This window comes from Niallia taxi (genome assembly GCF_004005475.1).
Taxonomy (GTDB): Bacteria; Bacillota; Bacilli; order Bacillales; family Cytobacillaceae; genus Niallia; species Niallia taxi.
Genome location: NZ_RZTZ01000003.1, coordinates 329,199 through 345,634, shown reverse-complemented (window position 1 = coordinate 345,634; position 16,436 = coordinate 329,199). Strand labels below are relative to the sequence as shown.

At 36.7% G+C, this 16,436-nt stretch carries 10 protein-coding genes, 2 pseudogenes and 1 riboswitch; of the genes and pseudogenes, 8 read left to right on the top strand and 4 right to left on the bottom strand.

The genetic code is table 11. The annotated features are described in order from the left end of the window. Positions 1-93 precede the first annotated feature (93 nt). Complete coding sequence (locus tag EM808_RS10955; RefSeq protein WP_235856594.1) at positions 94-249, bottom strand: anti-repressor SinI family protein; 156 nt, start codon at positions 247-249, stop codon at positions 94-96. 27 nt (positions 250-276) lie between these two features. Further along, a riboswitch (cyclic di-GMP riboswitch) is annotated at positions 277-364 on the bottom strand. A gap of 226 nt (positions 365-590) precedes the next feature. On the opposite strand from EM808_RS10955, the gene EM808_RS10950 reads away from it, so the two are divergent. The 3 genes from EM808_RS10950 to gloA2 all read left to right on the top strand — a co-directional run bounded on the left by EM808_RS10950 (position 591) and on the right by gloA2 (position 3,286). Then, on the top strand, positions 591-1,349 hold the full coding sequence (locus tag EM808_RS10950; RefSeq protein WP_127738248.1) for a WecB/TagA/CpsF family glycosyltransferase: 759 nt from the start codon (positions 591-593) through the stop codon (positions 1,347-1,349). 507 nt (positions 1,350-1,856) lie between these two features. Next, positions 1,857-2,822 carry a UDP-glucose 4-epimerase GalE gene (galE, locus tag EM808_RS10945; protein WP_127738247.1) on the top strand — a complete coding sequence of 322 codons (966 nt, stop codon included), beginning with the start codon at positions 1,857-1,859 and terminating at the stop codon, positions 2,820-2,822. Positions 2,823-2,899: 77 nt separating this feature from the next. Beyond that, on the top strand, positions 2,900-3,286 hold the full coding sequence (gene gloA2, locus EM808_RS10940; protein ID WP_127738246.1) for an SMU1112c/YaeR family gloxylase I-like metalloprotein: 387 nt from the start codon (positions 2,900-2,902) through the stop codon (positions 3,284-3,286). A gap of 425 nt (positions 3,287-3,711) precedes the next feature. Here gloA2 and EM808_RS10935 read toward each other — a convergent pair whose 3' ends face one another. The 3 genes from EM808_RS10935 to tagU form a co-directional block, all read right to left on the bottom strand. Further along, positions 3,712-4,884: a CDP-glycerol glycerophosphotransferase family protein gene (locus EM808_RS10935; protein ID WP_127738245.1), complete on the bottom strand. Its 1,173-nt coding sequence runs from the start codon at positions 4,882-4,884 to the stop codon at positions 3,712-3,714. 1 nt (position 4,885) lies between these two features. Then, a complete protein-coding gene (tagD, locus tag EM808_RS10930) occupies positions 4,886-5,278 on the bottom strand; it encodes a glycerol-3-phosphate cytidylyltransferase (protein WP_127738244.1) in 393 nt (130 codons plus the stop codon). Positions 5,279-5,865: 587 nt separating this feature from the next. Further along, positions 5,866-6,795: a polyisoprenyl-teichoic acid--peptidoglycan teichoic acid transferase TagU gene (gene tagU / locus EM808_RS10925; RefSeq protein WP_127738243.1), complete on the bottom strand. Its 930-nt coding sequence runs from the start codon at positions 6,793-6,795 to the stop codon at positions 5,866-5,868. Positions 6,796-7,102: 307 nt separating this feature from the next. On the opposite strand from tagU, the gene galU reads away from it, so the two are divergent. The 5 genes and pseudogenes from galU to EM808_RS10905 all read left to right on the top strand — a co-directional run bounded on the left by galU (position 7,103) and on the right by EM808_RS10905 (position 16,378). Beyond that, positions 7,103-7,996: a UTP--glucose-1-phosphate uridylyltransferase GalU gene (gene galU / locus EM808_RS10920; RefSeq protein WP_127738242.1), complete on the top strand. Its 894-nt coding sequence runs from the start codon at positions 7,103-7,105 to the stop codon at positions 7,994-7,996. 166 nt (positions 7,997-8,162) lie between these two features. After that, a pseudogene (locus EM808_RS10915) lies at positions 8,163-11,054 on the top strand (PA14 domain-containing protein); the annotation flags it as partial. 237 nt (positions 11,055-11,291) lie between these two features. Continuing rightward, positions 11,292-12,095 (top strand): annotated as a pseudogene (locus EM808_RS29965) (N-acetylglucosaminidase); the annotation flags it as partial. Between the two features lie 398 nt (positions 12,096-12,493). After that, complete coding sequence (locus EM808_RS10910; RefSeq protein ID WP_127738240.1) at positions 12,494-14,038, top strand: glycosyltransferase family 2 protein; 1,545 nt, start codon at positions 12,494-12,496, stop codon at positions 14,036-14,038. A gap of 207 nt (positions 14,039-14,245) precedes the next feature. Continuing rightward, positions 14,246-16,378 (top strand): CDP-glycerol glycerophosphotransferase family protein, encoded by a 2,133-nt coding sequence (locus EM808_RS10905; RefSeq protein ID WP_164849624.1) that lies wholly within the window; start codon positions 14,246-14,248, stop codon positions 16,376-16,378. Positions 16,379-16,436: the final 58 nt, after the last annotated feature.

Below are 16,436 nucleotides of genomic sequence, written 5' to 3'. Positions count from 1 at the left end.
AATGTTTGTCTTATTTTACATAAACTGTGCTATGAATTTCACATATATCCAGTAAAAATGTTTTTAAAAGAATTTTCAGAAAGTTACGTTAAGCTATTTATCTGCTTGTTTTTTATCTGAAAGAAATGAACTTACTTGTTTACTTGTAAGACCTAAACGCTTGGCCTCAAGCACCAATTCTACCCATTCACTATCTAGTTCTGCTGGATCTCTAGTTTCTAGTTCTTTTACTGGTAACAAATTTAACACCGTAATAAAAACCTCCTTATATTCTCATAAGGTGACCCAGCCATCATAGCAGAAGAGCTGCCTTAGATCTGTAGCTTTGCGTCCCACTCTTTCAAATGGTTTGCCTTTATCTTGGATAATTTGTTTTGCTTGTTTCTCTTACTACAAGTTGAAAAGTCTTTTAAAAACATATATATATTTTACCACTTTTTGTTCACAATTTAAAAGTCTTTAGCAGTGTAAAGTTTCGACAAATTCCAACAATATCAAGCTTCTAATGAAAGAAACTAGACGATAATTGTAACATTAGCTAAATTTCTATATAATGAAGCTACATTATGCAAGGCAGGAGACTGTAACAAATGGAAAAGACGTGGATGGGAAATATCGGGGTGAACGTGCTTTATACAAATGAAGCAATCGTCGAAGTCATAAATAAATTAAAGTATAAACATAAATCAAATGTATTCTTTCTAAATGACCATTGTTATAACTTGGCACAGAAGGATAAAAGCTATTTAAATCTTCTCAATGATAGTGACTTTTTATTAAATGATGGCATTGGGATAGAAATTGGAGCAAAGCTGTTTGGATTTTCTTTTAAGGAAAACTTAAATGGAACCGATTTTATTCCAGCATTGTTTGACAGGCTTAAAGTGGAAAAGGACAGACAATATAATGTGTATTTACTTGGTGCAAAGCCTGGTGTTGCTAAAGCAGCTCTTGATAAGCTGCAGCAGCAATTTCCTCATTTAAAGTTTGTTGGGGAACAGCATGGTTATTTCGATGTGGACAGCAATGAAGCCGTCATTGCTGACATTAATAACAAACAAACGGATATACTGCTTGTCGGCTTTGGCATGCCGATACAGGAGAAATGGATTGCTGATAATCGGGAAAAGCTGAACTGTACGCTTACTTTTGCAGTCGGTGCTTTTTTAGACTTTTCATCAGGTCAAGCTGTAAGAGCTCCAGGGATATTTAGAAAGCTGCGGCTTGAATGGCTTTATCGTATGCTGAAGGAACCGAAAAGATTGTGGAAGCGTAATTTGGTTGGTCATCTTGAATTCTTTTATTATGTTTTAAAAAATAGGAGAAAGAAATTAAATGCTGCAGACTAAGAGGCTGGAACATAAGTAATAAACTCTCATTCAAAACCGAACTATTTAATCGTTTATTGATTAATGGTTTGGTTTTTTATGTTTTCCATTTAAAAAACAATAATTAAAAATCTTAGTGGAAGGAGGGGTTGCCACTCGACTCCTGCGGGAAATAAAGGAAAGATGAGACCCAGCAGGCGAAGACGAGGAGGATCAGCTTCCTCCCCGCGGAAAGCGAGTGGGTGTAGCGTATTGCAACGTTCTATTTAATAGCTGTACTCTTTTTTATAATCCATGCTCCATTGTTCCAAAGGTAGATGTAATTATTTAACACTCGTGTTTAGATAGGTAATATTTTGTTTTGCCTCATCCCCTTTTTTTTGATAGGGAAATTTGCACCTGTATAAAGTATGAAAAAAGGAAATTTTGCCAATGAAAATTTTTTTCTATCTGGCTATGTGCTAAAATGAAAATATACGGGTATTAATAGATTGTGAGAACAAAAAATGTAAATAAAGGGGACTTAATATGATACTAGTAGTAGGCGGTGCCGGCTATATCGGCAGTCATCTAGTAAAGGAACTGGTGGAAAAGGAAGAGGTTATCGTCCTTGATAACTTGGCGACAGGCCATCAGGAATCTGTAGATGAAAGAGCAGTATTTATTAAAGGAGATTTAGGGAATGCGGAAGATTTAGAACCGATATTTTCTAAATATCCAATTAAAGCTGTCATGCATTTTGCTGCGTTCAGTCTTGTTGGTGAATCAGTGCAGGACCCATTTAAATACTATGAAAATAACGTTGCTAATACTTTAACATTGTTGAAAACGATGCTTAAATTTAATGTGAAAAACTTCATTTTTTCTTCAACAGCAGCTACGTATGGCATTCCTGAAGAAGAAATTATCTTGGAAAAATCCAATACAGCTCCAATTAATCCTTATGGACGCTCCAAGCTGATGGTAGAGCAAATTTTGGCGGATTTTCATGAGGCTTACGGGTTGAATTATGTTGTTTTCCGTTATTTTAATGCTGCAGGTGCTCATGAATCAGGGGAAATCGGTGAGAAACATGACCCTGAAACACATTTGATTCCAATTATATTACAGCATTTATTAGGACAAAGAGAGTCTATTTCTGTTTTTGGAACAGACTATCCGACAGAGGATGGGACATGTATCCGCGATTACATCCATGTAACAGATTTGGCAGCTGCTCATATTAAGGGAGTGGAAGCACTATTGGATGGAAGCAAGCAGGCAGAAACGTATAATCTCGGAAATGGTGTAGGTTATTCTGTCAAAGAAGTTATTGAAACATGTGAAAATGTGACAGGCAAAAAGGCAAATGTTGTGTTAGCTGACAGACGGGTAGGAGATCCTGCAAGACTTGTTGCTTCTTCCAATAAAATATATGAGGATCTTGGCTGGAAAGCAGAAAGAGGCTTAGAATCCATTATTCAAAGTGCTTGGGAATGGCATAAAAAAGCATGATGGTAAAGCGGAGAAATGCAGCCTGCATTTCTTCGTTTTTTCTTACATACAAAAAAGTGATTGGATGGTGTTGTCACATGAAAGTCAATAAAGTGCATCATATAGCTATTATTTGCAGTAATTATCAAATATCTAAGACCTTTTATGTCGATATTTTAGGATTTAAACCGATTAGAGAAGTGTTTAGAGAAGAGCGTAATTCATATAAACTCGACCTTATGGTAAACGATGTTTATCAGCTAGAACTATTCTCATTTCCTAATCCAAAGAAAAGGCCGAGTTATCCAGAAGCAGCAGGCTTGCGACATATCGCATTTGAGGTGGATGACATTGCTGAAACAGTATCTTATTTACAAAGTCAATCTATAGAAGTCGAAGATATTCGCCGTGATGAGTTTACAGATAAAAGATTTACATTTTTTGCAGATCCAGATGGACTGCCTATCGAAATTTATGAGAAATAACAATATTCGAGTTTTATTTAGAACCCTTGTATTTAGAAAGAATGCTAAGTGTTTGCAAGATGAATTGCTTGTCCTGTGTAGTTAGTAGTCTCCAGCTTCCTGCTTTTATTTTCATGATTATCATCCTTTCAATGGGATATTGTTTTTCATATAATACATATACCGCATTCGGTTGAATAAGAAACAACAAAAATATCAACAAATGCTGACAGTTTATTTCCCGAGAAATTTCAGGAAATTTCCTTATTCGAGTTTGTTTTGTATAATTTCGTCAAAAAATGGTTTGTGAGTGTGTGTAATTGCTTAGGTGTAAGTGGTGATTTCATTTGCAAGGGAAGGTGTGCGTTGCAAATTTGTAGGGGGTTACCTATTACTTCTAACAACATCTTAACATAATAGTTTAAAAAACGACTGAAGAAAAATCTTCAGTCGTTTAACCATTTTGTTATTAGTGCAGCAACGTTCTCACTTGCTTTGCCTGTGGAATATTCGTTCCAGCGCTTATGAAATGTTTCTACTCGTTCCAAATCATAGCTGTCTTTTTCCAAAATAACGGCCAATTCCTCTGTTGTATAGGCAACAGGTCCAGGGACGAGGTTTTCGTAATTTGTCCAAAATCCTCTGTCTTTTGCATAACTTTCGAGATCGTATGGGAAGAATACCATTGGTCTTCTCATAAAGGAATACTCAAAAGGGATAGAGGAATAATCTGTGATGAGCAGGTCTGTAATCAAAAGTAATTCATTTATATATGGATATTGTGATACATCATAGACAGTGCCATCCATTTCAGGTATATCTACCTTTTCTTTAATGGAGGGGTGGAGTCTAATCAGCATAATAGTGTCATCACTGAGCTTCGTTTTTAATAATGGTAAATCAAGCTGGGCATTTGTCATCCCATTATTTCCGCCTCTAAAGGTTGGAGCGTATAAAACGATTCTTTTGTTTTCAAACTGTGGGTATTCTTTGTATATTTTTTTGATTGTTTCGTTTTTGCGTGCTTCATCAAGGAAAATATCGGTACGAGGTATTCCTGTGTGAATGATTTGCTGCTCTTGGATGGAGAATGCTTCATGAAAAATAGTATCCATCTCATGTGAGCCAGTTATTACATATTGAAACTGACTGTATACAGCCTTGAATCGCTGATTTGCTTTGCTTGTCCGCGACTGAATACTCGAATCCTTTAAGCCGAACGTTTTAATGGCACCGGCAGCATGCCAGATTTGCAGCACTTTAACATTTGGCTTAAATCGAATGCTAGATAGAAAACCGAAATAATTATCAAGAACAACTACCTTTGCTGTTGCAAGATGCCGTATTCCTGTAAGGAAATGCAATGGCTTACGTGGTGTGAAATCAAGCACTTCACCAATTTGCTTTTCTTCCAGCAATTTTTTCGTTTGTGCTGTTGTTGCAAGAAAAATAGAGCGGCTATTTGCAGCGGTTTTTATTAGCTTTTCATTTATATCCAGCGTATTTTCTGGAAAAGACACACAAAAAACTATTTTCTTTTGTTGCTGGAATAGACTGCTAATCCGAAACAACAAAGAAAATAGCATTAAATAGAAGGAAATCGCAAGTTCCCTTATCATATTACTTAACCTTGAATAAATCCTTTTTGATTTTAGAAGTGGAAATTCCAACAGTCCTTGGCAGGTATACAACTTCACAATGATCCTTCAAGAAGTCGAACTTTCCTTCCCAGTCATCTCCCATAACAAATACATCGATGTTGTGGTCGATCACGTCCGTGACCTTTTGATCCCAATGGTTTTCAGGAATTACTTCATCAACATAACGGATAGCTTCTAAAATCATTTTTCTGTTTTCATAGCTGTGGTAAGCCTTTTTATCTTTAATTGCATTGAACTCATCGCTAGAAAGAGCTACTGTCAAATGGTCGCCAAGCTCTTTTGCTCTTTTAAGAATATTGATATGACCCCAGTGCAATAAATCGAAGGTGCCATAAGTGATTACTTTTTTCATTTGTATCCTCCTATATATGAAGTGCCCATAGTCGTTATAATAACAGCCAGTCATTCTGCTATATTATTTAGCGTTGCAGCAAATGTGCATGGATGGTATCCAAGCTGTTTCTCATAGTTCTTAAATTTATGATATATTGTTTCCTAATTACCTTATTTTAAAACCTTTCCACCATTCTGACAAGTATTTCTATATTATTCGACAGCGTCTTTCATAAAAATGAAAAAACATTGAAAAATATGTCATAATAGCGAGTGTTTGTTATAGGATAAAATGGCTAAAAGAAAATAAAATACATTATTCACCAAACTAGAAGGTGGATATTAACATTTAAAACATTGGACTTTATGTTTAAATGATGTCTGGCTTTAAAAATTAGTTCGTTTCATTGCGCTGCGCCCACTCGCTTTCCGCGGGGTCTCATCCTTTCCTCTATTACCCTTAGTAGTCGATTGGCCTCCGCTCCATTCCACTAAGAAATATTCGAATAGATATAAAAAATGAAAAAACCGAACTAATAGGCACGATGGCTAAAGTAGTTCGGTTTTATTATCAGGATATAAAATAGCTTTCCAGCCTAGAGTGTATTACTTAACTGATAAATGGTCTTTCAAAGCTGTTTGGATTTTTGTTTTTTCTGCATCATCTACAAGTAAATACCAAATGCCGTCAATCTTCTGGCCTGTACCATTAATCGTAAATTGCTCAATATTTCCTGCAGCTTGTTTATAGTTTTTTTGAATATTTACCATTTCATCAAATGTAAGGTTCGTTTTAATATTTTTACTTAAAGCAGCAAAGATATCGTCGAAGTTCGTTAATGAGTTAAGACTCGCACCTTCTTTTAGTACCGCTTGGATAATTAGGCGCTGTCTTAGCTGACGTCCGAAGTCTCCACGAGGGTCCTCATATCGCATCCGCGAGAATTTAAGAGCTTTTTCTCCATTAAGGGTAACCTCTCCTTTTGGGAAATGAACACCTTCATACGTGAAATCAAGGTCATTATTTACAGTGACTCCGCCGACAGAATCAACTATATCCTTAAAACCTTCCATATTGATTTGCATATAATAATCAATAGGTATGTCTAGGAAGTTCTCGACAGTATCCATAGACATTGCCACACCACCAAATGCATAGGCGTGATTTATCTTATCTGTTGTTCCGTGTCCAACAATTTCTGTACGAGTATCGCGAGGAATGCTGAGCATTTTTACAGATTTTTTCTCTGGATTAACGGTCATAACAATCATTGTATCAGATCTTCCGCTGTCTCCGTCGCGTTCATCGACACCAAGCATTAATACGGAAAAAGGCTCCTGTTGCTCTAAATTTAACGTTTCTGTCCGTTTTGTTGTTTCTCTGTCAACAGGCTCGTGCATAGAATCCACTGCACTTGTTAACGAATTCCAAATAGTATATCCATAAACGCCAATACCAATTAAAAGGATAAGTAGTATTAATCCTGTAATACGCAGCCATTTTCGTTTTTTCTTTTTCGGTTTTTCCGATCTCATGTTCTGCTAAAACCTCCATAACCTGACAATTTTTGATAAAACTACTTTTAAGATAGCAGAAAAGACCTTATTTGAATATAAAATTCAGCAAATTTATTATATTAATAATTGTTTATAGAAGGGATGTGTTGCTTCAATAGGCTAAAATGAGTTTATCCACTGTATATGAATTAGATAGGCTGCTTTTTTGTATACTAATAAAGGTATAAACTAAAATAGTAACTTTTGCCCTGCCTGTAATCGGTGGACAATAAATAATATTGCATTTAAAATAGAGGTAAGATAGGAATTATTTGGAGGTAAATACATGTCTAAAGTTAGAAAAGCGATAATACCAGCTGCAGGTCTTGGAACTAGATTTTTGCCAGCTACTAAAGCAATGCCAAAGGAAATGCTGCCAATTGTTGACAAACCGACTATCCAATACATTGTTGAAGAAGCGGTTGCTTCAGGCATCGAAGACATTATTATTGTAACTGGAAAAGGGAAAAGAGCAATAGAGGACCATTTCGATAATGCATGGGAATTGGAAGAAAACCTAGTTGCAAAAGAGAAGTTCGACCTTCTCGATAAAGTAAAGGAATCATCCAATGTAGATATTCACTATATCCGCCAAAAGGAACCAAAAGGTTTAGGACATGCTGTATGGTGTGCAAGAAACTTCATTGGTGATGAGCCGTTTGCCGTGTTGTTAGGTGATGACATTGTGGACAGTGACGATCCGTGTTTAGGTCAATTAATGTCCCAATACGATGAAACATTATCCTCTGTTATTGGGGTACAGGTTGTACCTGATACAGAAACACATCGCTATGGTATCGTTGATCCAATTGAAGGATCTGGAAGAAGACACCAAGTGAAAAAATTCGTGGAAAAACCAAAGCAAGGTACAGCTCCATCTAATTTGGCAATTATCGGCCGCTATATTTTCACTCCGGAAATTTTCCGCTTCTTAGAAGAACAAGAAGTAGGCGCAGGCGGCGAGATTCAGCTGACAGATGCAATCGAAAAGCTGAACCAAATCCAACGAGTGTTTGCATATGAGTTTGAAGGCAATAGATATGATGTTGGGGAGCAATTGGGCTTTATCCAAACAACAATCGAGCTTGCTTTAAAGCGTGACGATATTAAAGATAAATTGGAAGTATATTTGAAAGACCTTGTTGGAAACATGCAGGATGAGCCTGTTAATAATAAATAAAGGCAATAAAAAAAGAGGATGGAAATCCTCTTTTTTTATTGCCTTTTTATACGAAGATTACTAAAAAGAGGAATTGATTCCAAGTATTTTCAGCTAATGCTATTAAACAAAACGCCTATCTACTCGATAATAATAGTATATTAAACTATTAAAATTATTGAGGTGTATGGTTATAAAAAAATTACTGAGCAAGAAGGCTTGTTTTTTGGTGTTTTTTTCTATTTTTGGTCTGTTATTAATTAACCCTGAGCATAAACTAGCAGCAGATACAGGCTGGTCAGGGAATTTTTATAATAATACCAATCTATCTGGAACGGGAATCGCTGCACAATTTCCAAGTCTCCACTTGAATTGGGGCTATGATAAGCCTAAGAGTGGTGTTAATGCAAATGATTTTTCAGCGTCATTTACAACGAAGCTGAATGTACAAGAAAGCCAGCGTGATTATTTTCTCCAAACCTTTGCAGATGACGGTGTCAGAATGTATGTGGATGATAAGCTATCAATTGATAGCTGGAGCAAATCTGGCCAAACAATTTCGAAACCGATCAATCTGACTGCTGGGGTTCATGATGTCAAAACAGAGTATAGGGAGGCAGGAGGCAAAGCGATCCTGTTTTCTGATGTGCTGCCTTTTGACAGCTGGGTTGGCTATTTGTACAATAACACGACAAAAAAAGGTGCTCCAGAGGATGCGCTTCTATACACACCTACTAGTAACAGTGATTTGTCTTTTAACTATGGCTATAATGCACCTGGTGCAAAAAATATCGGCAGTAACAATTTTTCGATGAAGCTTTACACATACAAAAAGCTTGCTGCAGGAAAGTATGTTATTCGTACAAAATCAGACGATGCTATCCAAATTTTTATAGATAATAAGAAGGTGCTTGAGAAAACAAGTCCAGGAGAGGAACAAATTATCGTCGATGTGGCTGATTCCTCGCAAGGAAGCACGCATGCTATTAGAGTGGAATATGTGGAGAAAACAGGGAAAAGCTATCTGGACTTTTCCATAACACCTGTGAAGGAAGAGCTGGCTGAAAGCTCATGGCTTGCCGCTTATTATAACAGCACAACTGCTGCAGGAATCGGCAATGTATATGGAGGCAACAGCAGCACAAGCAAAATCAGCAATGTGTTTTATAACTGGAAAACTGCTGCACCGAACACAAAGACAGCAAAGGATAATTTTTCTGCTTCCTATTATAAACTATTAAATAAAGGTAATTATTTTGTTCATACAATTGCTGATGATGGGATAAGTGCATCTATTAATGGACAACCATTATTTAATCGCTGGTCCTCCTCCTCAGGTAAAGAGAATAAGGCAGTTATTACAAATCTGCAGTCTGCAGGTATACTGAAAATCAACTATTTAGAAAAGACTAGCAGTGCTTTTGTTAGTGCAGATGTGCTTCCGTATGGACAGTGGCTAGGTTATTATTATGCAAATACTAGTTTAAAAGGAGTCCCTGCGAACAAAAAAATCATCAAGGGCGACGAAAATGGGGCATTCAGCTTTGATGCTGGTACTGGCGCTCCTGCAGCGGGTGTTCCAGTTAATAATTTTACGGCCCAGTTTATTACTGCAATGAAGCTGACTGCAGGTGATTATATACTTCGTTATAGTGCAGATGATGGTATAAGAGTTTATGTTGATGATAAGCTAGTGCTGGACAAATGGACTAGCTCCAATTCTGCTGAAAACACAGTGAAAATCAATATAAATGATATAGCGACAACAGATGCCTCTAAAAAGGATGTTCACTGGATTAAAGTTCAATATCTAGAGAAAAGCGGGAAGTCAAAGCTTAACTTCGACATTAAACCATTACAGCAATCAGTGACGACAAGTGATTGGCTTAATGTGTTTTATCCAAACAAAACGCTTACAGGAACTGGAACAGTAATTGGCGGGAAAAACGCTAAGACAAAAATCAGTTCTATTCAGTATAAATGGAATAAAAATGCACCTCTTGCGGGTATTCCTGCAGATGGCTTTTCGGCATCCTTCATGAAAAAAATAACTGGAGGTCAAGATTACTTTGTTTCAACATTTGCAGACGATGGCATGCGGGTGAAGGTAGACAACAAATCTGTTATCAATCGCTGGAGTAACTCAGGCGGTGTATATAACAACGGGTTAATTACAAGCTTAAGCTCTGGTGAACATGTTATCCAAGCTGATTATTATGATAATACTGGCAGTGCCTATGCTTATGCAGATGTACAGCCATTAGGAAACTGGATTGCCTATTATTATAACAATACGACATTGACAGGAGCACCGGTGGCATCTAAGACTGTTAATAACAGTAACAGCATGACATTGACTCAGAATTTTGGAACAGCAGCACCGGCTGCTTCTGTTAATGCAGACGGATTCTCGGCGAAATATGTGACAGCGAAAAGAATCGAAGCTGGGGAGTATGTTATTCGTGGTCTTTCTGATGACGGTGTTCAAGTATTGATTGATGGACAACCAGTCATTGATCAATGGAATAACGGCTCATACAGAGAGAAGGCTACAAAGATAAAGATTGCTGATACGAAGGACGGTAATATTCATTGGATAGAAGTGCGTTATTACGATAATAAGGGAACAGCGAAATTCGAGCTTTCCTTTGTCCCATATACTGCTGAAAATCTAGTCAACAGCACTGGCTGGTATGCAGAATATTATCCGAAGATTATCGGTGCTGATGAGACTCCTGCTTATACTTTGTCTGACAATGTAAAACCAGTTGTCATTGGCGGACAGAATTCGATTAACAAAATAACAGCAGTTCATTTCGATTGGGGAACAGGATCGCCAGCAAGCACACTTGGTACAGATAAGTTCTCTGCCATTTACAGAAAAACAGTAGAAATAACAGAGGATGGATTGTACAACTTTACGGTCCAAGCAGATGATGGAGTCATTCTGGAAATCGATGGTGAAAGAGTGATTAATTCATGGGAGAGCACCTCAAGCGGCAAGCGCGAAGTTACTGGCTATAAGCTTGCGAAGGGGACACATGAATTTGTCCTTAAATATTATGATAATACTGGTGAATCTTTTGTTAGCTTTGAAATGAAGAAAACAAAAGCTGTCTATACAGCATATGATTATTTAAACTATTCGTTGGCTGATGCAGCTGCTATTCAAGCTAGTAAATCTGCCCAAACGGATAAGAAGTATAAGGCATATGTCAGAGAGGATGTCTTCTCTTATATAAGCAGCTACAGTGATTACGGGTTAATTAATAGTGGCAGCTGGAATGTGAGAGGTGGAGTTAGCCTAAATGATTGGGTGATTGGCAAGTTCTCAACAGGAGATAAAGTAACCATCTTGTCAAAAACAGCTAAGGACAGTAACGGGTATTACTGGTATGAAGTAGACTTCTACAAATATTATGATGAAATTGCTGCAGCAACGACTGACATGCCTGCCCAATACAGACTGTCTTACAATTATTGGGTTAACGCTGGTCCTGCAGACATCCAATATTATTTGAATCCAGATAATTTCATTAGTGATGAAAAGCAGAAGCTGCAGTTCTTGAAGCTTTCAGCAAGTGCAAACTTAAACGAGGCAGAGGTAAACGCAAAGATTCTTGCCGGAAAAGGGATCTTCGCAGAAAAGGCGAGCTCGTTTATAGAGGCAGGCAAACAGTATGGAATAAATGAAATTTACTTGATTTCCCACGCATTACTGGAAACAGGCAATGGTTTTTCAGAACTGGCAACAGGAGTTACCGTTTCTAGTGTAGATGGTAAGGCAGTTGAACCAATGAAGGTCTATAATATGTACGGAATAGGAGCATATGATGCTTCGCCAACACAAAGCGGATCTGAATATGCATACAAGCATGGCTGGACAACCCCGGAAAAAGCAATTATCGGCGGAGCAGAGTTTATCGGCAAAAATTATATTAATAATGCCACATACCAACAGGACACACTTTATAAAATGAGATGGAATTCCAATAATCCAGGAGTGCATCAATACGCAACAGATATAGGGTGGGCAAGTAAACAAGTGAACCACATGAAATCCTTGTATGATTTGCTTGATTCCTATGAAATGTACTTTGAAATTCCGATATATAAATGATAACGGAGCCAGCACGAATTGGAGTGCTGGCTTTTACTTGTCTTCAAAGCATATAAGTTTTAAAATGGTCTTCATAGAAAAAAAGGATATTGCTTTGCTCGAACCTCTGTTTAATGTGTGTAGGCTTTTAGTGGATTGATCCAAAAAGTATAAAGAATGGCTTTTAAAGGAGGCTTTATACTTTCTGACAGTACATAAATAAAGGTAAGGGTTAGGTCGAAATTCCTAGTGTGATCAAAAGTAAAATTACTTATTTTTGCTTGCTTGCTCCATAATGTTAGGTTAATGTTTAAGAAAATCGGCAAAATGTGTATAATAATAAAATGGTTACTTTTGTAAAAGAAGTGAATCGTTCTAATACATAATGTATTTGATAATGAAGAGGCGGTGTTTTTATAGTGTCAAACTATAATAAAAAACAATTCGAAGCACAAAATAAAATTGATTATAATAATGATGGCTACTATGTCTACAATAAAAAAAGCAGCATATTCAGTGCGTTGAAAAAGAAGAAGGAAAAGCTGTTGACAGTTGTTACACCTGTTTATAATGCTGAAAAATACTTAAGCAAAACAGTTGATTCTGTTATTAATCAAACAATCGGTTTTGATAATGTGGAGTATATACTTGTCGATGACGGCTCAAATGATAATTCTCGTCCGATGCTGTTGGAATATGCTCAGAAATACCAGAATATGATGGTTGTTTTTCTTAAGGAAAATACGGGAACACCTGCACAGCCTAGAAACTTAGGGATAGAACTGGCAACAGCTCCTTATATTACGTTCCTTGATGCAGATGACTGGTTGGAGAATAACGGTCTTGAGGTACTTTACAATATCCTGAAAGAAACTAACGACGATTATGTTGTCGGCAAAACAATCCAGGTAGAGAATAAATCTACTAAAATAGTTGGTGAGCATGAATCCTGCAAAGAAAGAAGAGGTATTCAAGCAACGTCCATTCCTCATATTTTTCAGCATTTAGGACCGCGCTCAAGAATGATGAAGACAAGCCTGTTGAGAGATAATAATATTCGTTATCCGGAAATGAAGTATGCAGAGGACAAGCAGTTCTTTATCGATGTGCTTGTAGCAACTAAAACAATTTCAACTACGACTAATGTTATTTACTATTTGAACAGGCTTGATGAAAATGATGCTTCCTTAACAAAACAAACAAGCATCATGCAGAAAATGGATACAAACATTAAAGTAATTGACTATGTAAAGGCTAAAAAGCTCGATGAAAAAACAGAAAAGATGATTTTGAATCGTCTATATGAATTTGATTGCATCACTAGATTCTTTAATCGTCAGCATTTCTTCAAGAGTAAAAACAAGCAGGCGTATTATGATAAATTTAATGAAGTGATTGAAACAACGAAGGATCTCAGCTACTCTATTGAGGATCAATTCTTCCACCCAATCAATAAGGTCGTTTATAATATGTTCCTTAATGGTGAACAGGATAAAATTGCGGACTTGTTTAAATGGGACAAAAAGGAAAAAGTAAAAGACATTGTTATTCTGGAAAATGAGCCATATATGGTTACACCTTTTGAAGACAAGAAGCATATTCGTGTTTCTATGGCAGGCTTCTATGAAGAGGGAGCTTTCGGTGAAAGCGACTATGTTTTGGACTTCCACTTGTATGGTGATTCTATTGATAATGTTAATGATATTATCTTGCGTGACAGGGGCAATACAGTAAATCAGTATTCCTTTGAGCTTGAAAGAATCGATAAGCATCATTTCCGCTTGACACTTCCATTGACAACAATGCGTGAGTTTGGGAAGGGAAGCTATGCAATATTCATCCGTTACAATGAATATCAAAAGATTAGCTTAATTCGTATGGACTATACGCAAAAAATGATGGATAAAAAGCTGTATCAGTTCTATACAACAATCAATTCAAATCTTGGCTTGAATATTAAGTAATGTAAGCAATTCTATATCCTATAGTGCGGGTCTTATGCCCGCAGCTATAGGTTTTTTTCATTTTTGTGACAAAAATGAAAATAGTCTAACACAGTTGAGCGTCGTACTTCTAAATAAGTTTGAAATCCATTCACGTTACCTATATAATGTTTGATAGATTGTAAAGTACGTGAATTTAGGTACTGTATGTTTGAGAGGAGTAGCATAATGAGTGAATCTGGATATGTTCATAAACAGGCACATAAGGTAATTATTGATAACGATCAATTATCCGTGAAGTTCTGTTTTAAACATGAATTGCTTGAAGCAAAGCAGACAAGCCTTGTACTAATACAAAGAGGCTCTGAAAATGTAATAGAGGGGTCTATCAAGCAAATTGACATAAATGAAGATTTTGGAATTTATGAATCGGCAATCAGCCTTACTGAAAATAAAGAGGAATTCATCAAGACATCTACATGGGACTTGTATTTGCTTGTGAAGGATGAAGAGACAGAGACAGAGACAGAGATAGAGACAGAGAAGAAATTTAGAATAAAAAGCAATAAGGCAGCATTGGAGCTTAATTATTATATGTTTGCTGAAGCTGACACAATGTTTTATGCTTATACAACGAACAAGGGCAATGTTTCCTTCAGAACGGTTCAACAAAGAATCATTGCTAACATCGAGGAAGCCCATTTAACAAATGGAAGTCTTGTACATATTTCTGGATATGGCTTTAATCCGCAGTCACAGCAGGCTCCTGTCGAAAAAAGGCTGATTATCACAAATAATATTAATGAAGAAGTATTTAATATTTCCCTTGAGGAAAACAAAAGAAGCGATTTGCAGGAAATGTACGGTGGCAGCATCCATAATTACGAAACAATTGGTTTCGAAGGTAAGATTGATTTAAGCCAATATCTTTTCCAGTCAGAAGCAATCTTTTATCGCCTTTATCTGGAGCTTTCTTATGAAGAAAACGGCGAAATAGTAAAAGTATTAAGCCCGAGATTAAAGTTTATTTCCTTTAATCCAAAATATAAAAGACAAAAAAGTATTATTTCAACTGTATATGGAAAGAAAAGAGTGCTGCTTAAATCAACAGCAAAAAATAATTATCTATCCCTTAAAGTGGCTGACTACAATGCAAAACAAGAGCTGAAAAGCAGAATTAAAGGCAAGCTTGTGCGCATTAAAAGAAGCAGAAAAGCGAAAAAGCTCTTTAAGCTTGCATTTAAAATGCTCGGCATGCTTCCAGCAAGCAAGAAAACAGTTATATTTGAAAGCTTCTTAGGGAAACAGTATAGTGACAGTCCAAGAGCAATTTATGAATATTTGAAAGAGAATCACCCAGAGTATAAGCTGTACTGGAGTGTTGATAAAAGATTTATCCAAAACTTTGAGAACAGAGGTATCAATATTACACCAAGATTCTCACTTAAATGGCTATTCAGGATGGCTAGGGCACAATATTGGGTCAGCAACAGCCGTTTGCCGTTGTGGATTCCAAAGCCAAAGAACACGACATATTTGCAAACATGGCATGGCACGCCACTTAAACGTCTAGCAGCAGATATGGATGAAGTGCATATGCCTGGCACGAACACGAAAAAGTACAAAAGAAACTTCCTTAAAGAAGCAAGCAACTGGGATTATCTCGTTTCTCCGAATGCATACTCTAGTGAAATCTTTGCAAGAGCATTTGATTTCGACAGGAAGATGATTGAATCAGGCTATCCGCGTAATGATGCATTGATTAATGATAACCATGTTGATAACATTACAGCGATTAAAGAAAAGTTTGCTTTACCCCTTGATAAAAAAATCATCCTATATGCACCAACATGGAGAGATGACCAGTTCTATGGTAAAGGAAAATACAAGTTTGATTTAGAGTTAAAACTCGACCAGCTAAAAGAAGAGCTAGGCGATGACTATATCGTTATTTTGAGAATGCACTATTTAGTGGCAGAGAATTTAGATCTGACTCCGTATGTTGGTTTTGCATACGACTTTTCAAACTATGAGGATATCAGAGAGCTATACTTAATATCAGATTTGTTGATTACCGATTATTCTTCCGTATTCTTCGATTACGGTAACTTAAGAAGACCGATGATCTTCTACGTATATGATATAGACACATATCGCGACAAGCTGCGCGGCTTTTACTTTGACTTTGAGCAGAAGGCACCAGGTCCATTGGCAAAAACGACGGATGAGGTTATTGCATATATCCGTCAAGCGGAAAAAGAGCCTCTTAACGAACAATTCGAGGAGTTCTATAATACGTTTTGTTATTTGGAAGATGGGGAAGCATCTAAGAGAGTGGTTGAGGAAGTATTCCTTAAGTAGAGCAATTTTGCTTAAAGCTTACATTAAAAAGCCCATTTAGTCCTATTTGGCTTATGAG